The following is a 22242-nucleotide window of genomic DNA, read 5'->3' on the forward strand; positions in this document are numbered from 1 at the left end:
CTGGCCTTCTGAGCGCGCCGCCCCCCACATTTCCACCCCCCCACCCCGCGCCCCCGCCCCCGCGCCGGGGGGGCCCGGCCCTTCCGCAAGGCCGAGGCCCGATCATGACGACCACACCCGCTTCCGACGCCGCGCTCGAACGCTTCACCATGGTCATCGGCAGCGAGAGCCGCGAGGCCGCCGACGGCCGCTGGCTCGAGACGATGAACCCCTATACCGGCAGGCCCTGGGCGCTGATCCCGCGGGGCGGCGCGGCTGATATCGATCGCGCCGTCACCGCCGCGCACGAGGCCTTCACCTCCGGTCCCTGGTCGCGCATGACCGCCAGCGACCGCGGCCTGCTGATGTACCGGCTCGCCGAGCTGATCGCCGCCAATGCCGAGCGGCTGGCCGACCTCGAGGTGCGCGACAACGGCAAGCTGCGCGTCGAGATGCTCGGCCAGATGAAATACCTGCCGCGCTGGTTCCAGTATTATGGCGGCCTCGCCGACAAGATCGAGGGCAGCGTCACCCCGATCGACAAGCCCAACATGTTCCACTACGTCACCCACGAGCCGCTGGGCGTGGTCGGCGCGATCACGCCGTGGAACTCCCCGCTCCTGCTCACCGTCTGGAAGCTCGCCCCGGCAATGGCCGCCGGCAACACCGTCGTGGTGAAGCCCTCCGAGCACGCCTCGGTCTCGATGCTGGCGCTGGCGCGGCTGTTCGACGAGGCCGGTTTCCCGCCTGGCGTGGTGAATGTCGTCACCGGGCTCGGGCCGGAGGCGGGCGAGCCGCTGGTCGAGCACCCGCTGGTCGCGCGCATCGCCTTCACCGGCGGCAATCCCGGCGGCCGCAAGATCTACGAGGCGGCGGCACGGCAGTTCAAGCGGGTCTTGCTGGAACTCGGCGGCAAGTCGCCCAATATCGTCTTCGACGACGCGGACCTCGACGCCGCGGTGAAAGGCGTGATCTCGGGCATCTTCGCCGCCGGTGGCCAGACCTGCATGGCCGGCTCGCGGCTGCTGCTGCATGCCGCCATCCATGACCGCTTCCTGGAGGCGCTGGTCGCCCGCATGCGCGAGGCCCGCCTCGGCGATCCCAATGCCGCCGACACCGATGTCGGCCCCGTCGCCACCGAGCAGCAGCTCGCCAAGGTGCTCGACTACATCGCGATCGCCGAGGCCGAGGGGGCGCGCTGCGTGCTCGGCGGCAGGCGCAGCAGCCGCCCCGGCTGCACCGAGGGCTGGTTCGTCGAGCCGACCATCTTCGCCGACGTCAGAAACGACATGCGCGTCGCCCGCGAGGAGGTGTTCGGGCCGATCCTCAGCGTGATCCGCTTCGAGACCGAGGAGGAGGCGATCGCCATCGCCAACGACACGCCGTTCGGGCTGGCGGCCGGCGTCTGGACCCGCGACCTCGCCCGAGCCATGACCATGCCGAAGCGGCTGCGCGCCGGCACGGTCTGGATCAACGCCTACCGCGTGGTCTCCTTCCTGGCGCCCTTCGGCGGCTTCAAGGAATCCGGCATCGGCCGCGAGAACGGCCAGGCCGCGATCATGGAATATCTCGAGACCAAGAGCGTGTTCATCAACGCCAGACCCGGCGTGGCGAACCCGTTCACGCTGCAATAGCGCACACGATCAGGGGCGCGAGACGATCAGGCAGTAATAGCTGCAGCGCTGCGCGCCCTCGTTGACGAAGCGATAGGGCTCGGTGATGCGGAAGAAGAAGCTGTCGCCGACGCCGAGCTCATGGCGGACCGTGCCGAGATAGACGCTGAGCCGCCCCTCCTGAACGATCAGGTATTTCTCGACGCCGCCCTCATAGGTCGGCAGCACGCCCGACGACACGCCCGGCGGGATGACGTGCAGGATCAGCTCGACATCGCCGCCGGCATTGGCGGGCGAGAGCACGTGCCGCTCGAAGCCGGTCTCGGGATCGCGGAAGCAGGGCCGCTCGCCTGCGCGGCGCACGGCGACGCCGGCGGGCAGCGGATCGGCCCCCATCAGAGCCGAGAGCGAAACGTCGAGCCCGCCGGCGATGCGCGTCACCACCGAAAGCGTTGGGCTCTTCTCGCCACGCTCCACCTTGGAGAGCATCGCGCGGCTGACGCCCGAGCGGGCGGCGAGCGCCTCCAGCGTCAGCCCCGCAGCCTTGCGCATCGCCCGGGCGCGACGGCCCAGCTCGCGGGCGAGATCGGGCGCGCCGGCGGCCGCCCGGCCTGTCCCGCGCTTCGGGGCGGATTGTGCCCCGGCCCCACCCTCTGCGGGCGGCAGGGCATGGTCGCGCGGTGCTTGACTGCGGTCGTCTGTCATCGCCCGACAGGCTGGCCGATCGCAGGCCCGCCCGCAATGCCGGATCGTGCAGACCCTCCCGCGCCGCGCGGCACACGCCCGCCCGGTCCGAGGCTTGACATCGGGCCGAGCCGGTCGCCATCTAGCCGCGTTCCCAGGGGGGCCTCGCTAGGAGGCTGAGATTCCGCCGGCCGGGCCTGCCCGGCAACGCGGTGACCCTACGAACCTGATCCGGATCATGCCGGCGTAGGGATGCGGGACAGGCGGGCCATGCGTGGCCGCCCATCCATCGTCGCGCCGATGATCCCAGCATGCCGGCGACCGCCTCGCGGCGGCCGGCGCGGGAGGTGGCGGTGACGACGCAGGCCGAGAACCAGGCCCGGATGCAGGCCCAGACCATCGAGGCCCTGCTGGCCTTCATGGCCGCGCCGGACGCCGACGAGGCCGCCTTCGAGGCGATGGCGCTCGCGGTCTTCGCCTACCAGTTCGCCCATAACGCGCCCTATCGCGCCTTCGCCCGGCAGCGCGGCCGCACGCCGCTCACCGTGCGCGCCTGGCGCGACATCCCGGCCGTGCCGATCGACGCCTTCAAGGAGCTGACGCTGAGCTGCTGCCCGCCGGAGGACGCCGAGGCGGTGTTCATGACCAGCGGCACGACGCAGGGCGTGCGCGGGCGCAGCTATCACGCGACGCTGGCGGTCTGGCGCCGCTCGATGCTCGACACCTTCCGCCGGCGGGTGATGCGCGGGCGCGAGCGCATCCGCATGGGCACGCTCTTCCCCGATGGGGCGAGCCTGCCCAATTCCTCGCTGGCGACCTATCTCGACCTCGCCCGCAGCGCCTGCGGCACGCCCGACAGCCGCGCCTTCATCGGCGCGGCCGGGCTCGAGCTCGAGCCGCTGCTGTCGACGCTGGCCGAGGTCGAGGCCACAGGCGAGCCCTATATGCTGCTCGGCGCGTCCTACGCCTTCGTGCCGCTGCTCGATGCGCTGGCTGCGCGTGGCCGGCGCTTTCGCCTGCCCGAGGGCAGCCTTTTGCTCGATACCGGCGGGTTCAAGGGCCAGTCGCGCGAGATCGCGCCCGATCCGTTCTACGACGCGCTGTCCGCGGCCTTCGGCGTGCCGCGCAGCGCCTGCCTCAACATGTACGGCATGACCGAGCTCTCCTCGCAGTTCTACGACGAGGGCAACGCGGTCTGCCCGCCGGTGAAGTCCGGCCCGCATTGGGTCCGCACCCGCGTGGTCGATCCCCTCACGGGCGCCGACCTGCCCGAGGGCGCGCGGGGCGTGCTGGTCCATCACGACCTTGCCCATTTCAATTCGGTCTCGGCGATCCTGACCGAGGATGCCGGCGAGCTGGTGCCCGGCGGGTTCCGGCTGTTCGGCCGCGTCGACGGCGAGGCCTCCAGGGGCTGCTCGCTGGCCGTGGCCGAATTCCTCGCCGCGGCGCGGGGCTGAGCCGTGACGGAATTCGCCGGTCATCTGCCCGGGCTGCCGCGCGAGGCGATCGGCTGGCGCCATGTCGCGCACGCAGCCTGGGGGCGCGAGGTCGAGATCGCGCTGCCGCAGCTCGATGCAGGCCAGGCCGGCGCGCTCTGCGGGCATGTCCGCGAACAGGGCCGCCGCGTCCTGCGCGCCATGGAGACCGGCCGCATCGTCGCCGCGATCGACCAGGCCGTCGCCCGCCTGCTCGACCGCAGCCATCCGGTGCGGGCCAAGGCGGACGAATTGCTGCCAGTCGTCACCGGCTACGGTCCCGAGACGGTCGGGCTCGCGCTCACCAGCTATCTCAAGAGCTTTCGCGCGCCGCAGCTGCGCCGTTTCCTGGCCGAGGATTTCCGCGATCCGGGGGTGCTGGACGGGTTTCGCCCGGCACCGAAGGGCGGGCTGGTGCGAGCGCAGGGGCCGGAGCTGCTGCTGCATGTCTGGGCCGGCAACGTGCCGGCGCTCTCGCTCTGGAGCCTGATCTGCGGGCTCCTGGTCAAGGCCGGCACCATCGGAAAGGTGGCGAGCGCCGAACCGCTGATGGCCGGCTGGTTCGCCGGCCTGCTCGCCGAAATCGATCCGGAGCTGGGCGCCTGCCTCGCCATTCTCGGCTGGAAGGGCGGGCAGGACGCCTGCGAGCCCGTGTTCCTGCGCGAGGCCGACACGGTGATGGCCTATGGCACGGACGCGACGCTGGCGGCGCTGCGCGACAGGCTGCCGGTCTCGACCCGCTTCCTCGGCCACGGCCATCGCATCGGCTTCGCGATGATCGCCCGCGAGGCGCTCGACAGCCGCAAGGCCCCCGCCCTCGCCCGGCTCGCGGCGCAGGACATCGTGCGCTGGGAGCAGCAGGGCTGCTATTCGCCGCAAGCGATCTTCGTCGAACGCGGCGGGCCGGTGGCACCGGCCGTCTTCGCCCGTCATCTCGCCCAGGAGCTCGCCGCCCTCGCCTATCGCCATCCCCGCCGGGCGCTGGCCCCGGCCGAGGCCAACGCGCTGGCGCAGTGGCGCGGACGGCAGGAGATCGCGGCCGCGGCGGGCGAGAGCGAGTTGCTCGGCCCGGCGGCGGCGCCCTGGGGCGTTTCCCATGCCGAGGCGGGCGCCGCGCTGCTGCCGAGCGGGCTCAACCGCACCGTGCGGACGGTCGCGCTCGACGACCTCGCCGAGGTCGCCGGGCTCGTCGCGCCGCATCGCCGCTTCCTGCAGACGGCCGGCCTCGCCGCCTCGCCGGAGCGGCTCCTCGCCCTGTCGGAGCAACTGGCGGCGGCCGGCGTGACGCGCATCGCCGCGCTCGGGCGGATGACGGCGCCGGAAGCCGGCTGGCACCATGACGGCCGCTTCAGCCTGCTCGACCTCGTCAGCTTCTGCGAGATCGAGCAGGGCGCCGAGACCGCAGCGGAAGGCTTCGCCGCCTATGTCGACTGAATCGGCGGCACAGGACGCGGCCTTCATGCGCTTCACGGGCGTGCGGCACCGCTATCACCCGGACGGGCCGGCGATCGTCGATGGCGTCGACTGGGCGATCCCGCGCGGCGCGATCCATTGCCTGCTCGGCCGCAGCGGCTGCGGCAAGACCACCCTGCTCAAGCTCGCTGCGGGCCTGCTGGCGCCGCAGGAGGGCTCGGTCCGTCTCGGCGGCGCGCAGCTGTCCGGCCCGGGCGCGCGCATCGGCTTCGTCTTCCAGGCGCCGACCCTGCTCGACTGGCTCAGCGTGCGCGACAATGTGCTGCTGCCGCTCTCGCTGAAGCGCCGCCCCGATGCCGCGGACCATGCCGCCGCCGACCGGCTCCTGGCGCTGGTCGGGCTGGGCGAGCTGGCGCAGCGCCGGCCGGCATCGCTCTCCGGCGGGCAGCAGAGCCGCGTCGCGCTGGCCCGCGCGCTGGTGGCCGAGCCGGAGCTGCTGCTGCTCGACGAGCCTTTCGCGGCGCTCGACGCGCTGACGCGGGAGGAATTGCAGGACGACCTGCTGGCGCTCTGCGCCGCGCGCGGCACCACCGCCCTCTTCGTCACCCACGACATCGCGGAAGCCGTCTATCTCGGCGACCGCGTCGCGGTGATGGCGGCGGGCCGGCTGGTGCATGACGCGCCGATCGCGCTGCCGCGGCCACGACGCGCGGCGCTGCGATACGAGCCCGGCTTCGCCGCAGCCTGCCGGGCGCTGCGAGCGGCGATGGACGAAACCTCTGCCGGCCAGCGGAGCGCCGTATGAGGCGCAGCCTGCCCTCGCTCGCGCTGCTGGTGGCGCTGCTGCTGCTCTGGGAAACCTGGGTCAGGCTCGCCGCCGTGCCGACGCTGATCCTGCCGCCGCCCTCCGCGGTGCTGGCGACCCTGTGGAGCGAGATCGCCTCCGGCCGGCTCTGGCCGCATCTCGCCGTCACCGCGAGCGAGATGCTGCTCGGCCTCGGGCTCGGCGCCCTGATCGGGCTGGCCAGCGGGATCGCGCTCGCCAAGAGCCCGGCGCTCGACCGGCTGCTGCGGCCCTATGTGCTGGCGAGCCAGCTCGTGCCCAAGCTGGCGCTGGGGCCGCTCTTCATCATCTGGTTCGGCTTCGGCATGACGCCGACCGTCGCCATCACGGCGCTGATCTGCTTCTTCCCGCTGATGGAGACGGCGCTGACCGGCCTGCGCGAGGTCGATCCGGCGCGGCGCGAGCTGTTCCGCATGCTGGGAGCCACCCGGCCCCAGACGCTGCTGCGGCTCGAGCTGCCGGCCGCGCTGCCGACGATCATGGCGGGCCTACGGGTCGCGGTCGTGCTCTCGCTGGTCGGCGCCGTCGTCGGCGAGTTCATCGGCGGGCGCGTCGGGCTCGGCGCCTCGATCATCGCGGCGCAGAGCGTGATGGATTCGAGCCTGATCTTCGCCCTGTTCATCGTGATCACCGCGCTCGGCATGGCGCTCTACGAGGCGGTGCGCGTGCTGGAACGCCGCGTGCTGCGTCGCTTCTCGAAAGGCTGAACATGATCCGCTCCGTCGCCCTGAAGGCGCTCGCCGCGCTCGCCCTGCTCCTGCCCGCGGCCGGCCCCCTCGCCGCCCAGCCGCTCGACAAGGTCACCGTCGCCGGCTGGAGCCAGCCGATCAGCGAGATCACCAACCTGCTGGTCGAGCCCGACAAGGGCTTCTTCCGCAAGCACGGCATCGATCTGGGCTATGTGCCGGGCAGCGGCGGCGGCTCAGCGATCCACAACATGCTCGCCGGCCAGGCCGACATCGCCTTCACCGATCCGGCCGCCTTCTATCTCGCGCTCGACAAGGGCGAGGACCTTGTCGCGATCTACAACATCTACCCGCAGAACGTCTTCAACGTGGTGGCGCGGCCGGGCAGCGGCATCAAAAGCGCCGCCGATCTCAAGGGCAAGCGCATCGGCGTCTACAGCCTGTCGAGCGGCACTCGCCAGAACCTGCAGGTGCTGCTGCACCAGGTCGGGCTGACCGAAACGGACGTGACGATCGAGGTCACGGGGCTGCTCAACTTCGCCCCGCTGATGCAGGGCCAGGTCGACGCAACGGCGGCCACCGATACCGGCCTGCTGGTCGCCCGGCAGCGCGGCCTCGGCGAGGCGCGGGTAATCGAGGTGCGCGACCATCTCAACCTGCCGAGCGACATCTTCGTGGTGACGCGCAAGGATTACGAGGCAAAGAAGCCGCTGCTGAAGCGCTTCCTCGCCGCCTATCGCGACTCCGCCGCCTGGATGATCGCGCAGCCGGACGAGGCGGCGAAGCTCGCCGTGACCCGCGCGATCAACGGCCGCGACGAGGCGGTCAACCGCGCGATCATCGGGCTGCGCAACCTGTCGAGCGTCTCGCCCACGACCGAGCGCGACGGGCTCGGCCGGTTCGACATGGCGCTGATGCAGCAGGGCGCCGACAGCTTCCGCGCGCTCGGCCTCATCCGCCGCCCGCTCGACATGGCCCATGTCGTCAAGTCGGACCTCATCCCCGCCAAGGCCGCGACGCCATGATGTTCCGCGACCGCGCCATCCTCGTCACCGGGGCGAGCCGCGGCATCGGCGCCGCGATTGCCACCGCCTTCGCCGCCGAGGGCGGGCTGGTGATCGTCAACTATCGCGAGCGGGCACAGGCCGCCGAGGCGGTCGTGGAACGCTGCCGCGCGCTCGGCGGGCAGGCGCTCGCCATCGCCGCCGACGTGACCGTGCCGGAGGAAGTCACGGCGATGGCGGCGCGGATCGCGGAGGAGGTCGGCCGGCTCGACGTGGTGGTGAACAACGCCTTCGCGCCCTACCGCTTCGATCCCGAGCGCCGGGCCCGATTCCCCGAGCTGGACTGGGCCGCCTACAATCTGCAGTTCGAGGGTGCGGTGAAGGCGAGCTACACCGTCTGCCGTGCGATGCTGCCGCTGCTCGGCCGCAGCCCAGACGCCAGCATCGTCAACCTCGCCAGCGATCTCGTGGCGCGCCCGAGCGTGCCCTATCACGACTACACCACCGCCAAGGCCGCGCTGATCGGCTTCAGCCGCAACCTCGCCGTCGAGCTGGGGCCGCAGGGCATCCGCGTCAACTGCGTTGCGCCCGGCCTGGTACAGCCGACCGAAGCCAGCGCCGCGACGCGCGAGGAGGCACGCGAGACGCTGATCGCGCAGACGCCGCTGCGGCGGCTGGCGACGCCGCAGGATGTGGCCGGGCCGGTGCTGTTTCTGGCCGGGCCATGGAGCGGCTTCGTCACCGGCCAGACGCTCCTGGTCGATGGCGGGCTGGTGATGGCCTGAGCCGTCCGCCCGCTCCCCGCGGCGGCACCGCCTCCTTAACCGCGCTCTCGAAAGCCTGTTGACCGCGACCTCGCGTCCCCTGCCCCGGACGTTGTGCACGCTTGACAGGCCAATCCCGGCATGGAACGTTCCAGCCCGCGACTGGAACGATCCAGAAGGCCAGTCCGTGGAAGCGCAGTAAGGAGAAGTGCATGGACGATCACAACCCGTCCCGTCGCGGCGCATTGGGCGCACTGGCGATCGGGACCGCTGCGGCCGCCACCGTCGCCGTGAGTTCCACCGCCGCCCAGGCCAGCACCCCTGAGGAATTCAGCAAGCGCGGCTCGATCGCGATCGGCGTCGTCTCGGGCGTTCCGCCCTTCGGCATCGTCAACGAGCGCGGCGAGCCCTCGGGCTACGACGTCGACGTCGCCAACCTGATCGCCAAGTACATGGGCGTGAAGGCCGAGATCACCGCGCTGGCCCCGCCGGCCCGCATTCCCGCGCTGCAGTCGCGCCGCGTCGACCTGCTGGTCGCCACTCTCGGCCCGACACCCGAGCGCGCCAAGACCATCGTCTTCCCGATGCCCTACAGCGCCTTCCGCCTGTCGATCATGGCGTCGAAGGACCTCGAGGCTAAGTCGCTGCAGGATCTCGCCGGCAAGCGCGTCGCCGTGCCGCGGGGCAGCCCGCAGGACGCCACGCTGACCCGCCTGGCGATGCCGGGCACCAACATCGTGCGCTTCGACGACGACGCGATCTGCGCCCAGGCGGTGTTCAGCCGCCAGGTCGAGGCCGCCGCCCTGCCCGACACCACGATCAACGCGATCATCGAGAAGAACGCCAGCGCCAATGCGGAGCTGAAGTTCGCCTTCGCGCTGCAGCCGAACTCCATGGCCGTGCGCAAGGACCAGATGGAGCTGCATCAGTGGCTCAACAACACCATCTGGTTCATGAAGAACTCGGGCGAGCTCGACGAGATCTCGAAGAAGTGGCTCAAGGCCCCGCTGCCGGAGCTGCCGGTCTTCTGACCGGGCTTCACGGCGCGCCCGCCTGACGCGGGCGCGCCGCCTCGTTCCCTTCAAGCCAGCGACATCGTTACCGCCATGCAAAGCCTCGTCTTCGCGGACGTGTGGGCGCAAGTGGACACGCTTCTCAGCGGCCTGGTGCAAACCGTCTGGATTTCGGCCGTCGCGATCGTGCTCGGCGTCTTCATCGGGATCGCCTGCGCCGTGGCGCGCAGCGCCGACAGCCGCGTCCTGCGCGCAGCCTCGACCTTCTATGTCGAGAGCATGCGCAACACGCCCTTCATCGTCCAGCTCTTCATCGTCTTCTTCGGCCTGCCGAGCATGGGTGTGCAGATCACCGCCGTCCAGGCCGGGCTGATCGCGCTGACCCTCAATCTCGGCGCCTATTCCACCGAGATCATCCGTGCCGGCATCGAGGCGACGCATCGCTCGCAGATCGAGGCGGGCATGGCGCTCGGCCTGACCCGGCGCGACATCCTGCTCCACGTCGTGCTGCTGCCGGCGCTGGAGAAGGTCTGGCCCGCCCTGTCGAGCCAGTTCGTGCTGACCATGCTGGCCTCCTCGATCCTGTCGCAGATCTCGGTCGAGGAGCTGACCTCGGCCGGCGCGCTGATCGACAGCCGCACCTATCGCTCGATGGAGGTCTACATCCTGCTGGCCGGCTTCTATCTGGCGCTGACCATGGTGTTCCGCCTCGCCTTCGACCTGGCCGGACGGGTGCTGTTCCCGCGCCGCCGTGCCGTGGGGGCGCGCCGATGATCCGCTCCTTCGGTCCCGCCGAGTTCACCTTCCTGCTCGAAGCCGCGCGCTGGACGCTGGTCCTCTCGCTCTGCGCCTTCGTCGGCGGCGGCCTGCTCGGCATCGTCGTGGCGCTGATGCGGGTCTCGCGCAACCTCGTCATCCGCAGCATCGCCGCGGGCTGGATCAACGTGATCCAGGGCACGCCGGTGCTGATCGTGCTGTTCCTGGTCTTCTACGGCCTGCCCTTCTTCGGCCTGCGCTTCCCGCCGCTGATCGCGGCCGCGGCCGGCATGACGATCTATGCCAGCGCCTTCCTCGCCGAGATCTGGCGGGGCTGCATCGAGGCCGTTCCGCGCCAGCAATGGGAGGCTGCGTCCTCCCTGGCGCTGAAGCCGGCGCAGCGCATGATCTACGTCGTGCTGCCCCAGGCCTTCCGGCTCGCCGTGCCGCCGACCGTCGGCTTCATGGTGCAGATCGTGAAGAACACCTCCGTCGCCTCGATCATCGGCTTCGTCGAGCTGACCCGCGCCGGAACCCTGATGAACAACGTGACCTTCCAGCCCTTCTGGGTCTTCGGCTCGGTCGCCCTGCTTTACTTCGTCATGTGCTGGCCGCTGAGCGTGATGAGCCAGCGGCTCGAGAGGAGGCTCCATGCCGGTCGTCGTAGCTAAGGACGTTCGCAAGTCCTTCGGATCGCTCAAGGTTCTCGATGGCGTCTCGCTAAGCGTCAACGAAGGCGAGCTCATCGCCGTCATCGGCCGCTCGGGCTCGGGCAAGAGCACCTTCCTGCGCTGCCTGAACGGGCTGGAGACGCCTGATTCCGGCAAAATCAGCGTGGCCGACCACGAACTCGCCCCCGGCGAGGACGCTCTGCGCGCGCTGCGCCAGGACGTCGGCATGGTGTTCCAGTCCTACAACCTGTTCCCTCACCTGACGGTCGGCGCCAATATCGAGCTGGCGCCGCGGCTGGTGAAGAAGATCAGCCGGGCGGAAGCCGCCGACATCGCCCGCTCCGTGCTGGCGGAGGTCGGGCTGGCGGATAAGTACGAGTCCTATCCGGAGCAGCTCTCCGGCGGGCAGCAGCAGCGCGTCGCCATCGCCCGCTCGCTGGCGATGCGGCCCAAGGTCATGCTGTTCGACGAGGTGACCTCGGCGCTCGATCCCGAGCTGACCGGCGAGGTGCTGAAGGTGATGGAGGGGCTGTCGCGCTCCGGCATGACCATGCTGCTCGTCACCCACGAGATGGCCTTCGCCCGCAAGGCCGCCAGCCGCGTCGTCTACTTCCACCAGGGCCGCATCCACGAGCAGGGGCCGCCGGAGGAGTTCTTCGGCGCGCCGAAGACGCCCGAGCTGCAGCAGTTCCTCGGGGCCGTCCTCTAGCCATGCCGCGGCCGACGCTGATCGAGGTGGCGGAGCTGGCGGGCGTGTCGAAATCGACCGCCTCGCTGGCCCTGCGCGGCGCGGCCGTCTCGGCGGACGCCCGTGTGCGCGTACAGCGCGCCGCCTCCCAGCTCGGCTATGTCTACGACCGGGCGGCCGCCGCCATGCGCGGCGCCCGCTCGGGCACGATCGGCCTGATCGTCTTCGACCTCGCCAACCCGTTCTATTCGGAGCTCGCCGCCGGCGTCTCCGAGAGCCTAGAGGCTGAGGGTGCCCTCGTCCTGATCGCCGATACGCGCGAGGATACCCGGCGCCAGTCGCGCTTCCTCACCCGGATGCGCGAGCAGCGGCTCGACGGGCTGATCCTCTGCCCGGCCACCGGCAGCGACGGCGCCGAATTGCGGGCGCAGATTCCCGAGGACCTGCCGCTCGTCCAGGCGCTGCGCCATGTCGACGGGCTGACCTCGGATTACTCCGGCGCCGAGAACGCGGCGGGCACCTACGCCGCCGGCCGCCATCTCATCGAGCTCGGCCATCGCCGCATCGCCTTCGCCGGTTCCAGCGACGCGACCTCCGTGCAGCGCGAGCGCTTCGCCGGCCTGGCGCAGGCCACGGCCGAAGCCGGGCTCGGCGCGCCGCCGGTGCTGCATTGCGAGCCGACGCTCGCCGGCGGCATCGCCGCGGCAGAAGCGGCGCTCGCCGCGCCGCAGCGGCCGACCGCGCTGGTCTGCTTCAACGATCTCGTCGCCATCGGGGTGACGCTCGCCCTCGCCCAGCACGGGCTCACCCCGGGCAAGGACCTCTCCGTCGTCGGCTTCGACGACATCATGGAGGCCGCTTTGCGCACGCCCGCGCTGACCACGGTCGCGATCGAGCCGCGGCAGCTCGGCCGCCGTGCCGCGGAACTCGTGCTCCAGCGCCTCGATTCCCCCGGCGGCGCGCCCCGCTCCTCCTCGCAGCCCGCACGCCTCGTGGTGCGGCAGACCAGCTGCGCTCCCCCCAGCAACGGACATGGACATGTCTAAGCCCGTCATCACCGCCGCCGAAGCGGCCCGCCTGATCCCGGACGACGCCGTCGTCACGGTCTCCTCCTCCTCGGCGCTGAACTGTCCCGACGCGGTGCTGCGCGCCATCGGCGAGCGCTTCGACGCGGAGGGCCACCCGCGCAACCTGACGACACTGCATCCGATCGCCGCCGGCGACATGTACGGCGTGGTCGGCATCGACCATCTCGCCAAGCCCGGACTGCTGTCGGCGATCCTGGCCGGGTCCTACCCGTCCGGCCCATCCTCGCTGCCCTCGCCGCGGATCTGGTCGATGATCGGCGACAATCAGGTCGCGGCCTGGAACGTTCCATCCGGCATTCTATTCGACATGCACCGCGATGTGGCGGCCCGCCGCGCCGGCGTGCTCACCAAGGTCGGGCTCGACACCTTCGCCGATCCGCGCCGGCAGGGCTGCGCCATGAACGACGCCGCCCGCGCCAAGGCGCCTGTGGTCCGGCTGGTGGAGTTCGACGGCGAGGAGTGGCTGCACTTCCCCAATATCGTGCCGCAGGTCGCGATCATCCGCGGCACCTCGGCCGACGAGCGCGGCAATATCAGCATGGAGCACGAGGGCGCCCCGCTGGGCGCGCTCGACCAGGCGATCGCCGTGCGCAACCATGGCGGCATCGTCATCGCGCAGGTGAAGCGCGCCGTGGCCGAGGGCTCGATCCCGACCCGGCAGGTCGTGGTGCCCGGCCATCTCGTCGACTATGTCGTGGTCGATCCCGAGCAGCGCCAGACCACCGAGATCGTCTACGACCCGGCGATCAGCGGCGAGATCCGCCTGCCGATGTCGGCCTTCGAGACCCCGGAATTCGGCGTCGAGACCGTGATCGCGCGCCGCGCCGCGCTGGCCTTGCGCGACGGCTGGGCGGTCAATCTCGGCTTCGGCGTCTCGGCGCTGGTGCCGCGCGTGCTGCTGGCCGAGGGCCAGGCCGGCAAGGTCACCTGGGCGATCGAGCAGGGCGCGGTCGGCGGCATGCCGCTCACCGGCTTCGCCTTCGGCTGCGCCGCCAATGCCGACGCGATCCTGCCCTCGCCGCAGCAGTTCACCTATTTCCAGGGCGGCGGCTTCGACTGCGCGCTGCTCTCCTTCCTGCAGGTCTCGGCGGCGGGCGACGTCAACGTCTCGCGCCTGGCGGCCAGGCCCTATCTGACGGCCGGCGCCGGCGGCTTCGTCGACATCACCGCCCATGCCAGGCGCGTGATCTTCAGCGGCACCTTCACCACCGGCGGGCTCGACGTCGCCATCGGCGATGGCGGTTTGACGATCCGGCGCGAGGGCAAGCTGCGCAAATTCGTGCCCGAGGCCGAGCACGTCACCTTCAGCGGCCGCCGCAGCCGCAGCGTCGGCACCGAGGTACTCTACGTCACCGAGCGCTGCGTGCTGCGCCTCGGCGATGAAGGGCCAGAGGTGATCGAGATCGCCAAGGGCGTCGACCTGCAGCGCGACGTGCTCGGCCAGGCCGAGATCGCGCTCAAGGTCTCGCCCGATCTCAAGCCGATGGATCCCCGCCTGTTCGACCCCGCCCCGATGGGCCTCGTGCTCGGAGACCGCTGATGACCGAGGAACTCGCCTTCGAGACCGACGGCCCGATCGCCCGCATCACCCTGCGGCGCCCGGCCAAGCTCAACGCGCTGACGCCGGCGATGCTGTCGGCGCTCGTCGCCGCCTGCGACGCGATCGATACGGACCCGGCGATCCGCTGCGCCCTGCTACTGGCCGAGGGCAAGGCCTTCTGCGCCGGTGCCGACATCAACGCCTGGTCCGGGCTGAGCCCGGTCGAGATGTGGCAGCGCTGGATCGTGCCCGGCCACTCCGCCTTCGGGCGGCTCGCCGCCTTGCGCGTGCCGAGCATCGCGGTGGTCGAGGGCCCCTGCTTCGGCGGCGGGCTCGAACTCGCCCTGTGCTGCGACATGCGCTTCGCCTCGCAGGCAGCGAACTTCTCCATGCCCGAGGTCTCGATCGGCACCCTGCCCGGCTGGGGCGGCACCGGCCGGCTACCGCGGGCCGTCGGCCTGCCGCGCGCCCGCCAGATGATCTTCTCGGGCGAGCGGGTCGAGGCGACCCGCGCCGAGCAATGGGGCCTGGTCAACGGCGTCTTCGACGGTGACGGCGCCCGCGCCGAGGCCGAGCGCCTCGCCGCGCTGATCGCCTCGCGCGCGCCGGTCGCGGTCGCGGCGGCGAAGCTCGCGCTCGCCGCGCAGGAGAACGATGCGCCGATGCGCGCGCTGGAAGCGCTGGGCGGCGCGATCGCCTCGGCCAGCGCCGATGCGCGCGAGGGCCTCGCCTCCTTCCGCGAGAAGCGCCCGCCGGTCTGGCAGGGGCGCTGAGCCGTGCCGGTCGCCAGCGTCACCGGCGCGGGCCGCGGCATCGGCCGCGCCATCGCGCTCGCGCTCGCCGGGGTGGGCTTCGACCTCGTCCTCAACGATCTCGGCGAGGATGCGCTGGCCGAGACCGCGGCCGGCGTCGCCGCGCTCGGCCGCCGGCACGCGCTGGTGGCGGGCGACATCGCGACCGACGCCGCCGCGATCGGCGAGCGTCTCGCCACCGCGCTCGGGCCGCTGGCCTGCCATGTCAACAATGCCGGCGTGCCGATGTGCCAGCGCGGCGACCTGCTGGAGGGCAGCGCTGAGGAGTTCGACCATGTCCTCGGCGTCAACCTGCGCGGCACCTTCCTGCTGACCCAGGCGGTGGCGCGGCGCATGGCGGCGGAGACGGCGCCCGAGGGCGGCTATCGCTCGATCATCAGCGTGACCTCCGCCAGCGCCGTCACCGTCTCGCCCGAGCGCGGCGCCTACTGCATGTCGAAGGCCGGCGCCTCGATGATGGTGAAGCTCTTCGCCATGCGCCTCGCCGAGCACGGCATCATGTGCCACGAGATCCGCCCCGGCGTGATCCGCACGCCGATGACCGCGCCCGTCACCGCCCGCTACGACGCGATGATCGCCGGCGGGCTGACGCCGATCGCCCGCTGGGGCGAGGCCGAGGACGTCGCCCGCACCATCGCCGGCCTCGCGGCCGGCGCCATGCCCTTCACCACCGGCGACGCCTTCCACGTCGACGGCGGGCTCCATCTCCACCGTCTCTAGCCGCCGTCGAGGTCTGCCATGACGACCCTTGTCCTGCCCGTCGCGCCCGGCCGCAGCGAGCCCTTCACGCTTGCGCCGGCACGGCCCTTCACCCGCCATGAGGGCGGCTTCAGCCGCGTCGCCTATGCCGCACCGCATGTCATCGTCGACCCGCTGGCCGAGCAGGATCCCTGGCTCGACTCGCCGATCGACTGGGACCGCACCATCGCCTTCCGCCGCCATCTCTGGTCGCTCGGGCTCGGCGTCGCCGAGGCGATGGACACCGCCCAGCGCGGCATGGGCCTGGCCTGGCCGCAGGCGCTGGAGCTGATCCGCCGCAGCGTCGAGGCCAGCCGCGACGTGCCCGGCGCCCTCGTCGCCTCCGGCGTCGGCACCGACCATCTCGACCCCGCCGCCGGCCTGACCGTCGACGGCGTGCTGCGCGCCTATGAGGAACAGTGCGAGGCGGTCGAAGCGCTGGGCGGGCGCATCATCCTGATGGCCTCGCGCGCGCTCGCCGCCACGGCGACGTCCCCGCAGGACTATGCGCGCGTCTATGGCCGCATCCTCTCGCAGGTGCGCGAGCCGGTGATCCTGCACTGGCTCGGCGACATGTTCGACCCGGCGCTGGCCGGCTACTGGGGCGCTGACGCCTTCGATCCGGCACTGGAGACGGTGCTCGACATCATCGCCGCCCATGCCGACAAGGTCGAGGGCATCAAGATCTCGCTGCTCGACAAGGACAAGGAGATCGCCCTCCGCAACCGGCTGCCGGCCGGGGTGCGCATGTTCACCGGCGACGACTTCAACTATGCCGAGCTGATCGAGGGCGACGGGCAGCGCCATTCCGACGCGCTGCTCGGCATCTTCAACCCGATCGCCCCGGCCGTGAACGCCGCCTTGGGCGCGCTGGCGCAGGGCGACACCGAGGGGTTTCGCGCCGCGCTGGCGCCGACCGTGCCGCTCAGCCGCGAGATCTTCCGGGCGCCGACGCGCTTCTACAAAACCGGCGTCGTCTTCCTGGCCTGGCTGAACGGCCATCAGGACCATTTCACCATGCTCGGCGGCCAGCAGAGCACGCGCTCGATCCTGCATTTCGCCCGGGTCCTGCGCCTCGCCGACGCGGCGCGGGTGCTGACCGATCCGGAACTGGCCGCGGCGCGCATGCGCCAGCTGCTGGCCGTCCACGGCGTCGCCTGAGACGGACAGCCGCCATGACCACCGCCCTTCACCCCGTTTTCGCGCCGCAGCGCGGCGAGGCCGGACGCTGGCTCGTCGAGGAGCTGCTGCCGAACTGGGCGCTGGCGGCGCGGCATCCCGCCGGCGGACTGGTCAGCGCGCTCGATGCCGAGGGCCGGCCGCAGCGCGACGCGCCGCGCGCGCTGCTGGTGCATGCGCGGCTGGCCTACAGTTTCGCCCTCGCCTACCGCCTCGGCGGCGGCGAGCTCGCGCTCGCCCAGGCCCGCGCCTGCTTCCGCGTCATCGAGGAGGCGCTGCGTTCGCGCGATGGCGGCTTCCGCCAGACCACGGCCGAGGATGGCGGCCGGCGCGACTTCTACGATCTCAGCTTCGTCGTCTTCGCGGCCGCCTGGATGGAACTGGCGACCGGCGAGCCGCACTATCGCAGCATCCTGCGCGAGGTGATCGCGCTGCTCGACGAACGCATGGCGCATCCGGCCGGCGGCTATCGCGAAAGCCTGGAGCCGGCCGACGGCCCGCGCCGCCAGAACCCGCACATGCACCTGCTCGAGGCGCTGCTCGCCGCCCACCGCGTCACCGGCGAGGCGGAGTGGCTGGAGCGGGCGCGCGGCATCGTCGAGCTCTTCCTGGCCCGCTTCTTCGATGCGCGCACCGGCTCGCTGATCGAGTTCATGGACGAGGAGCTGCGGGCCCTGCCGGGCGCGCGCGGCGACTGGCGCGAGCCCGGCCACCATTTCGAATGGGTCTGGCTGCTGCTGGACTATCAGGCGCTGAGCGGCGACGAGCGGGTCTCGGCGCCGGCCGAGCAGCTCTACCGTAGCGGCATGGCCCATGGGCTGGCGCGCTTCGAGGACGACACGCTCGGCGTGATCGAGGCGATGAGCGCCGGCGGGCGGCCGCTCTCGCACGACCGCCTGCTCTGGCCGCAGACGGAGTACGTCAAGGCCGAGATCGCCCGGCACGTGCATCTCGGCGATATCGGCGCACTCGGCCGGGCCCAGGCGCATTTCCGCATGATCCGCCAGGTGTTCTTCGGCGGCGGCGCCCTGCTCTGGTACAACCGGATCGGCGAGGCCGGCCAGCCGCTCGAAACCACAGCGCCGACGCGCGTGATCTACCACGTCGCCTTCGCCGCAGCGGAGCTCGAACGCGCGGACCTGTGAGCGACGGGGCGCTCAGCGCCCCGCCAGCGCCTCGCGCTTCATCAGCAGCGACGCGCCGATCACCGCCACCGCGACCGCGGCGATCATGATGGTGCAGGCGGCGTTGATCTCCGGCGTCACGCCGAGCCGGATCGCCGAATAGAGCCGCATCGGCAGCGTCGTCGCGCCCGGCCCCGTGGTGAAGCTCGCGATCACCAGATCGTCGAGCGAGAGCGTGAAGGCCAGCATCCAGGCCGCCGCCACCGCCGGCCAGATCAGCGGCAGCGTCACCGTGCCGAAGGTCACGAGCGGCGTCGCGCCGAGATCGCGCGCGGCCTCCTCCAGCGAGCGGTCGAAGCCGGCGAGGCGCGCCTGCACGACGATGCAGGCGAAGCCGAGGCTGAAGGTCGCGTGGGCGATCACCACCGTCCAGTAGCCGCGCTCGACATCGCCGGCGACGAAGAGCAGCAGCAGCGACAGGCCGGTAATCACCTCGGGCATCACCAGCGGCGCCATCACCATGCCCGAGAACAGGGTCCGCCCGGCGAAGCAGCGATAGCGGGTGAGCGCCAGCGCCGCCAGCGTGCCGAGCACGGTGGCAAAGCTCGCCGAGACCAGCGCGACACGGATCGTCAGCCAGGCGGCGTCGAGCAGCGGCTGGTTGCGCATCAGCTCGCCATACCAATGGGTCGAGAAGCCGCCCCAGACGGTCACCAGCCGCGAGGCGTTGAAGGAATAGGCGACCAGCGCGACGATCGGCAAATAGAGGAAGGCGAAGCCGGCGACCAGCGCGGCGAGATGCAGCGAGCCGAAGCGCTTCACGACGCCGCCCCCCGCATGCGCTGCAGCAGCATCAGCGGCAGCACCAGCACGACCAGCAGCACGATCGCCACCGCCGAGGCCAGCGGCCAGTCGCGGTTCGAGAAGAACTCGTTCCAGAGCACCTTGCCGACCATCAGCGTGTCGGGCCCGCCGAGCAGGTCGGGGATGACGAACTCGCCGATCGCCGGGATGAAGACCAGCGCCGAGCCGGCGAGGATGCCGGGCAGCGACAGCGGCAGCGTCACGGTGCGGAAGATCGTGGCCGGCGTGGCGCCGAGATCGGCCGCCGCCTCGAGCAGCGTGCCGTCGAGCTTCTGCAAGGTGGCGTAGAGCGGCAGCACCATGAAGGGCAGGTAGGAATAGACCATGCCGATCAGCACGGCGGCGTCGGTGTTGAGCAGGCGCAGCGGCTCAGCTGTGAGACCGAGCCCCATCAGCGCCATGTCGAGCAGCCCGTCCGGCCGCAGAATGCCGATCCAGGCGTAGACGCGGATCAGGAAGGAGGTCCAGAACGGCAGGATCACCAGCACGAGCAGCAGGCCCTGCCAGCGCTTCGGCGCCAGCGCCATGGCATAGGCCATCGGATAGCCGATCAGCAGGGCCGCGAGCGTGGTCAGCGCCGCCATGCGCAGCGAGGAGAGATAGCTCTCCCAGTAGAGCGGGTCGGCGAAGAGCAGGCGGAAATTGTCGAGGTCGAGCGCGCCGATGAAGCTGCCAAGCTCGGCGAAGCCGTCGAAATGCGGCGTATAGGGCGGCTGCGCCGTCTCCGCGTCCGAGAGCGCGATGCGCAACACCAGCGCGAAGGGCGCCAGGAAGAAGGCGAGCAGCCAGAGATAGGGCACGGCGGCCGCCAGCAGGCCGCGCCGCGCCTCGCCGCGCGACACGGAGGCACTCGAGCCGGCGCGCACGGGCGCGCTCATGGCGGCAGCACCATGCCGGCCTCGATGTCCCAGGAGAGCCAGACCTCATCCTCCCAGGCGAAGGGCCGCTCGTTGCGGCGTGTCCGGTTGGTCAGCGAGACCTTGCAGAGCAATCCGTCATCGCCGCCGACCATCACCTGCACCATGGTCATGTCGCCGAGATAGCCGATGTCCCAGATCTCGCCGCGGGCCTTGTTGGCGCCCTGCTGCGGCTCCTCGTGGCCGAGCGTGATCTTCTCGGGCCGCAGGCCGACGCCGAGCCGGTCGCCCGGCCGGCAGGTCGGGGCGTCCTCGTCGAGCTCGATGCGGCCGAGCAGCGGGCTCTCCAGCGTGACCAGATCGCCGTCGACCGCGCTCACCGTGGCGTCGATCACGTTGATGTCGCCGACGAATTCGGCGACGAAGCGGTTTGCCGGCGCCTCGTAGATCACGTCCGGCGGGGCGATCTGCAGCAGGCGGCCATGGCTCATCACCGCCATGCGGTCGGCCATGGTCATCGCCTCGTCCTGGTCGTGGGTGACGACCATGAAGGTCAGGCCGAGATCGGCCTGGAGGTCCATCAGCTCGTACTGGGTCTGCTCGCGCAGCTTCTTGTCGAGCGCGCCGAGCGGCTCGTCGAGCAGCAGCAGCTTGGGCTGCTTCACCAGGGCACGGGCGAGCGCGACGCGCTGGCGCTGGCCGCCGGAGAGCTGGTCCGGACGGCGGCGTTCCATGCCCTCCAGGCGGACGCGGCGCAGCATGGTGTCGACGCGGGCGCGGATCTCGTCCTTCGGCAGGCCGTCACGGCGCAGGCCATAGGCGATGTTGTCGCCGATGCTCATATGCGGAAAGAGCGCATAGGACTGGAACATCATGTTCACCGGCCGGCGATGCGGCGGCACGGCGGTGATGTCGACGCCGTCCAGCAGGATCTCGCCTTCATCCGGCTGCTCGAAGCCCGCCAGCATGCGCATCAAGGTGGTCTTGCCGCAGCCGGACGGGCCGAGCAGCGCGAAGAACTCGCTGGCATGGATCGACAGCGACAGGCCGTCCACAGCCGTCGTCGCGCCGAAGCGCTTGGTGACGTTCCGGAATTCGACCAGGGGCCTGGCCGCCGGGTCGTTCCAGGGCTGGAAGTCGCGGCGGACGCTGCCCGGTGAGGCGCGGCGTCCGCCGCCATCCGGAGGGCGGTTCACCGTCCGCTCTTGACGCGGGTCCACAGGCGATTGACCACGCGCTGCGTCTTCTGGTCGTAGGGCGTGATCGTGTAGAGGCGCGCCATCACCTCGTCGGATGGGTAGATGCCCGGATTGTCGCGCACCGCCGGCGAGAGCAGCGGCTTCGAGGCGATGTTGCCGTTGGCGTACTGGATGAAGTCGGAATTCTTGGCCGCCATCTCGGGGCGGTTGACGAAGTCGATGAACTTCATCGCCGCGTCCTGATTGGTCGCGTCCTTCGGCATCACGAAGGAATCGAACCACATCAGCGCGCCCTCCTTCGGGATCGCATAGCCGATCTCGACTTTGTTCCTGGCCTCCTCGGCGCGCTTCTTGGCCTGGAGGATGTCGCCCGAGTAGCCGACGGCGAGGCAGATATCGCCATTGGCCAGCGCGTTGATGTATTCGGAGGAGTGGAATTTCTGGATGTGCGGGCGGATCTTGCGCAGCAGCTCGCCGGCCTTGTTGAGATCGGCCTCCTTCTTGGAGTCCGGATCGAGGCCGAGATGGCGCAGCGCCGCCGGGAACATCTCCTCGACCGCGTCCAGCACGTGGACGCCGCAATTGGAGAGCTTCTTCAGCACCTCCGGATCGAAAACGACGTTCCAGGAATCGACCTTGAAGTCGGCGCCGAGGCGTTCCTTCACCTTGGCGGCGTTGTAGCCGATGCCGGTGGTGCCCCACATGTAGTTCACGGCGTAGGTGTTGCCGGGATCGTATTTCGAGAGGCGCTTCTGGATCTCGGGCCAGGCGTTCTTGAGGTTCGGCGCCTTGGCGGCGTCGATCGGCGCATAGAGGCCGAGCGGAATGTGCCGGGGCAGGAAGGAGGCGGTGACGACGACGAGATCGTAGCCGGTCTTGCCGGCGAGCAGCTTGGTCTCGACGGTCTCCATCTGGTCGAAGGTGTCGTAGACGACCGTGATGCCGGTCTCGCGCTTGAAGGCGTCCAGCACCTCCGGATTGACGTAGTCGGACCAGTTGTAGATGCGCAGTTCCTTGTCCTGCGCCACCGAGGCGGTCGCCAGCGCGAGGCCGAACGCCGCGCCCGCCACCCTAATTCCGAGACCCTTGGTCAACCCGCTCAATCTGCCCCTCCCTCAGGCTGCTTCGCCGAGAACGGCGCGAAGCTAGCAGTTTTCCCGAAAGCCTCAACGACTCTTGCGTGACGGAAAGGCGACACGACACAGGAAAGCCCGATTGCCGCGCCAGCCATCGCAAGCCCCCATGCCGCAG

Annotated in this window: 22 protein-coding genes and 1 riboswitch; of the genes, 17 read left to right on the top strand and 5 right to left on the bottom strand. The window is 70.9% G+C overall.

What is annotated here, in order from left to right; genetic code table 11:
* Positions 1-104: 104 nt before the first annotated feature.
* A complete protein-coding gene (locus ABE438_RS08260) occupies positions 105-1613 on the top strand; it encodes an aldehyde dehydrogenase (protein ID WP_465248582.1) in 1509 nt (502 codons plus the stop codon).
* 9 nt (positions 1614-1622) lie between these two features.
* On the opposite strand, the gene ABE438_RS08265 is transcribed toward ABE438_RS08260, so the two are convergent.
* A complete protein-coding gene (locus ABE438_RS08265) occupies positions 1623-2297 on the bottom strand; it encodes a helix-turn-helix domain-containing protein (RefSeq protein ID WP_346502121.1) in 675 nt (224 codons plus the stop codon).
* A gap of 125 nt (positions 2298-2422) precedes the next feature.
* A riboswitch (TPP riboswitch) is annotated at positions 2423-2547 on the top strand.
* A gap of 40 nt (positions 2548-2587) precedes the next feature.
* Here ABE438_RS08265 and ABE438_RS08270 point away from each other — a divergent pair.
* The 16 genes from ABE438_RS08270 (at position 2588) to ABE438_RS08345 (ending at position 18092) form a co-directional block, all read left to right on the top strand.
* Positions 2588-3733 carry a LuxE/PaaK family acyltransferase gene (locus ABE438_RS08270; RefSeq protein WP_346502122.1) on the top strand — a complete coding sequence of 382 codons (1146 nt, stop codon included), beginning with the start codon at positions 2588-2590 and terminating at the stop codon, positions 3731-3733.
* Positions 3734-3736: 3 nt separating this feature from the next.
* A complete protein-coding gene (locus ABE438_RS08275; RefSeq protein ID WP_346502123.1) occupies positions 3737-5185 on the top strand; it encodes an acyl-CoA reductase in 1449 nt (482 codons plus the stop codon).
* Entirely contained in the window at positions 5175-5969 is a 795-nt protein-coding gene (locus tag ABE438_RS08280) for an ABC transporter ATP-binding protein (RefSeq protein WP_346502124.1), read from the top strand. The genes ABE438_RS08275 and ABE438_RS08280 overlap by 11 nt, the downstream gene beginning before the upstream one ends.
* Positions 5966-6715: an ABC transporter permease gene (locus tag ABE438_RS08285; RefSeq protein ID WP_346502125.1), complete on the top strand. Its 750-nt coding sequence runs from the start codon at positions 5966-5968 to the stop codon at positions 6713-6715. Before ABE438_RS08280 ends, ABE438_RS08285 begins: the two co-directional genes overlap by 4 nt.
* A gap of 2 nt (positions 6716-6717) precedes the next feature.
* Positions 6718-7719 carry an ABC transporter substrate-binding protein gene (locus tag ABE438_RS08290; RefSeq protein WP_346502126.1) on the top strand — a complete coding sequence of 334 codons (1002 nt, stop codon included), beginning with the start codon at positions 6718-6720 and terminating at the stop codon, positions 7717-7719.
* On the top strand, positions 7716-8483 hold the full coding sequence (locus ABE438_RS08295; RefSeq protein WP_346502127.1) for an SDR family oxidoreductase: 768 nt from the start codon (positions 7716-7718) through the stop codon (positions 8481-8483). The genes ABE438_RS08290 and ABE438_RS08295 overlap by 4 nt, the downstream gene beginning before the upstream one ends.
* Before the next feature lie 191 nt (positions 8484-8674).
* Positions 8675-9493 carry a transporter substrate-binding domain-containing protein gene (locus ABE438_RS08300; RefSeq protein ID WP_346502128.1) on the top strand — a complete coding sequence of 273 codons (819 nt, stop codon included), beginning with the start codon at positions 8675-8677 and terminating at the stop codon, positions 9491-9493.
* A 75-nt stretch (positions 9494-9568) separates the two neighbouring features.
* On the top strand, positions 9569-10249 hold the full coding sequence (locus ABE438_RS08305) for an amino acid ABC transporter permease (RefSeq protein ID WP_465248583.1): 681 nt from the start codon (positions 9569-9571) through the stop codon (positions 10247-10249).
* A complete protein-coding gene (locus ABE438_RS08310) occupies positions 10246-10902 on the top strand; it encodes an amino acid ABC transporter permease (protein WP_346502130.1) in 657 nt (218 codons plus the stop codon). The genes ABE438_RS08305 and ABE438_RS08310 overlap by 4 nt, the downstream gene beginning before the upstream one ends.
* Entirely contained in the window at positions 10883-11611 is a 729-nt protein-coding gene (locus tag ABE438_RS08315; protein WP_346502131.1) for an amino acid ABC transporter ATP-binding protein, read from the top strand. The genes ABE438_RS08310 and ABE438_RS08315 overlap by 20 nt, the downstream gene beginning before the upstream one ends.
* Before the next feature lie 2 nt (positions 11612-11613).
* Entirely contained in the window at positions 11614-12636 is a 1023-nt protein-coding gene (locus ABE438_RS08320) for a LacI family DNA-binding transcriptional regulator (protein WP_346502132.1), read from the top strand.
* Positions 12623-14218 carry an acyl CoA:acetate/3-ketoacid CoA transferase gene (locus tag ABE438_RS08325; RefSeq protein WP_465248584.1) on the top strand — a complete coding sequence of 532 codons (1596 nt, stop codon included), beginning with the start codon at positions 12623-12625 and terminating at the stop codon, positions 14216-14218. The genes ABE438_RS08320 and ABE438_RS08325 overlap by 14 nt, the downstream gene beginning before the upstream one ends.
* The gene (locus ABE438_RS08330; RefSeq protein WP_346502134.1) at positions 14218-14991 is read left to right on the top strand and encodes an enoyl-CoA hydratase/isomerase family protein; all 774 of its coding nucleotides are present in this window, start codon (positions 14218-14220) and stop codon (positions 14989-14991) included. Before ABE438_RS08325 ends, ABE438_RS08330 begins: the two co-directional genes overlap by 1 nt.
* Positions 14992-14994: 3 nt before the next feature.
* Complete coding sequence (locus ABE438_RS08335; RefSeq protein ID WP_346502135.1) at positions 14995-15750, top strand: 3-ketoacyl-ACP reductase; 756 nt, start codon at positions 14995-14997, stop codon at positions 15748-15750.
* Positions 15751-15768: 18 nt separating this feature from the next.
* The gene (locus tag ABE438_RS08340; protein ID WP_346502136.1) at positions 15769-16929 is read left to right on the top strand and encodes a dihydrodipicolinate synthase family protein; all 1161 of its coding nucleotides are present in this window, start codon (positions 15769-15771) and stop codon (positions 16927-16929) included.
* A gap of 14 nt (positions 16930-16943) precedes the next feature.
* The gene (locus tag ABE438_RS08345) at positions 16944-18092 is read left to right on the top strand and encodes an AGE family epimerase/isomerase (protein WP_346502137.1); all 1149 of its coding nucleotides are present in this window, start codon (positions 16944-16946) and stop codon (positions 18090-18092) included.
* Between the two features lie 12 nt (positions 18093-18104).
* Here ABE438_RS08345 and ABE438_RS08350 read toward each other — a convergent pair whose 3' ends face one another.
* Genes ABE438_RS08350 through ABE438_RS08365 form a run of 4 tightly spaced genes read right to left on the bottom strand, consistent with a single transcriptional unit; the run spans position 18105 to position 22094 of the window.
* Complete coding sequence (locus ABE438_RS08350; protein ID WP_346502138.1) at positions 18105-18893, bottom strand: ABC transporter permease; 789 nt, start codon at positions 18891-18893, stop codon at positions 18105-18107.
* Positions 18890-19813: an ABC transporter permease gene (locus ABE438_RS08355; RefSeq protein WP_346502139.1), complete on the bottom strand. Its 924-nt coding sequence runs from the start codon at positions 19811-19813 to the stop codon at positions 18890-18892. The genes ABE438_RS08350 and ABE438_RS08355 overlap by 4 nt, the downstream gene beginning before the upstream one ends.
* Positions 19810-20988 carry an ABC transporter ATP-binding protein gene (locus ABE438_RS08360; RefSeq protein WP_346502140.1) on the bottom strand — a complete coding sequence of 393 codons (1179 nt, stop codon included), beginning with the start codon at positions 20986-20988 and terminating at the stop codon, positions 19810-19812. Before ABE438_RS08360 ends, ABE438_RS08355 begins: the two co-directional genes overlap by 4 nt.
* The gene (locus ABE438_RS08365) at positions 20985-22094 is read right to left on the bottom strand and encodes a polyamine ABC transporter substrate-binding protein (RefSeq protein WP_346502141.1); all 1110 of its coding nucleotides are present in this window, start codon (positions 22092-22094) and stop codon (positions 20985-20987) included. Before ABE438_RS08365 ends, ABE438_RS08360 begins: the two co-directional genes overlap by 4 nt.
* Between the last annotated feature and the right edge of the window lie 148 nt (positions 22095-22242).

This window comes from Allobosea sp. TWI1241 (assembly GCF_039673065.1).
Classification (GTDB): Bacteria; Pseudomonadota; Alphaproteobacteria; order Rhizobiales; family Beijerinckiaceae; genus Allobosea.

Coding starts and splice junctions, on each gene's coding strand:
- ABE438_RS08270 (WP_346502122.1), top strand. CDS start 2,588: ATGCCGGCGACCGCCTCGCGGCGGCCGGCGCGGGAGGTGGCGGTGACG.
- ABE438_RS08345 (WP_346502137.1), top strand. CDS start 16,944: ATGACCACCGCCCTTCACCCCGTTTTCGCGCCGCAGCGCGGCGAGGCC.
- ABE438_RS08280 (WP_346502124.1), top strand. CDS start 5,175: ATGTCGACTGAATCGGCGGCACAGGACGCGGCCTTCATGCGCTTCACG.
- ABE438_RS08310 (WP_346502130.1), top strand. CDS start 10,246: ATGATCCGCTCCTTCGGTCCCGCCGAGTTCACCTTCCTGCTCGAAGCC.
- ABE438_RS08340 (WP_346502136.1), top strand. CDS start 15,769: ATGACGACCCTTGTCCTGCCCGTCGCGCCCGGCCGCAGCGAGCCCTTC.
- ABE438_RS08355 (WP_346502139.1), bottom strand. CDS start 19,813: ATGAGCGCGCCCGTGCGCGCCGGCTCGAGTGCCTCCGTGTCGCGCGGC.
- ABE438_RS08260 (WP_465248582.1), top strand. CDS start 105: ATGACGACCACACCCGCTTCCGACGCCGCGCTCGAACGCTTCACCATG.
- ABE438_RS08330 (WP_346502134.1), top strand. CDS start 14,218: ATGACCGAGGAACTCGCCTTCGAGACCGACGGCCCGATCGCCCGCATC.
- ABE438_RS08325 (WP_465248584.1), top strand. CDS start 12,623: ATGGACATGTCTAAGCCCGTCATCACCGCCGCCGAAGCGGCCCGCCTG.
- ABE438_RS08290 (WP_346502126.1), top strand. CDS start 6,718: ATGATCCGCTCCGTCGCCCTGAAGGCGCTCGCCGCGCTCGCCCTGCTC.
- ABE438_RS08265 (WP_346502121.1), bottom strand. CDS start 2,297: ATGACAGACGACCGCAGTCAAGCACCGCGCGACCATGCCCTGCCGCCC.
- ABE438_RS08295 (WP_346502127.1), top strand. CDS start 7,716: ATGATGTTCCGCGACCGCGCCATCCTCGTCACCGGGGCGAGCCGCGGC.
- ABE438_RS08300 (WP_346502128.1), top strand. CDS start 8,675: ATGGACGATCACAACCCGTCCCGTCGCGGCGCATTGGGCGCACTGGCG.
- ABE438_RS08285 (WP_346502125.1), top strand. CDS start 5,966: ATGAGGCGCAGCCTGCCCTCGCTCGCGCTGCTGGTGGCGCTGCTGCTG.
- ABE438_RS08320 (WP_346502132.1), top strand. CDS start 11,614: ATGCCGCGGCCGACGCTGATCGAGGTGGCGGAGCTGGCGGGCGTGTCG.
- ABE438_RS08305 (WP_465248583.1), top strand. CDS start 9,569: ATGCAAAGCCTCGTCTTCGCGGACGTGTGGGCGCAAGTGGACACGCTT.
- ABE438_RS08315 (WP_346502131.1), top strand. CDS start 10,883: ATGCCGGTCGTCGTAGCTAAGGACGTTCGCAAGTCCTTCGGATCGCTC.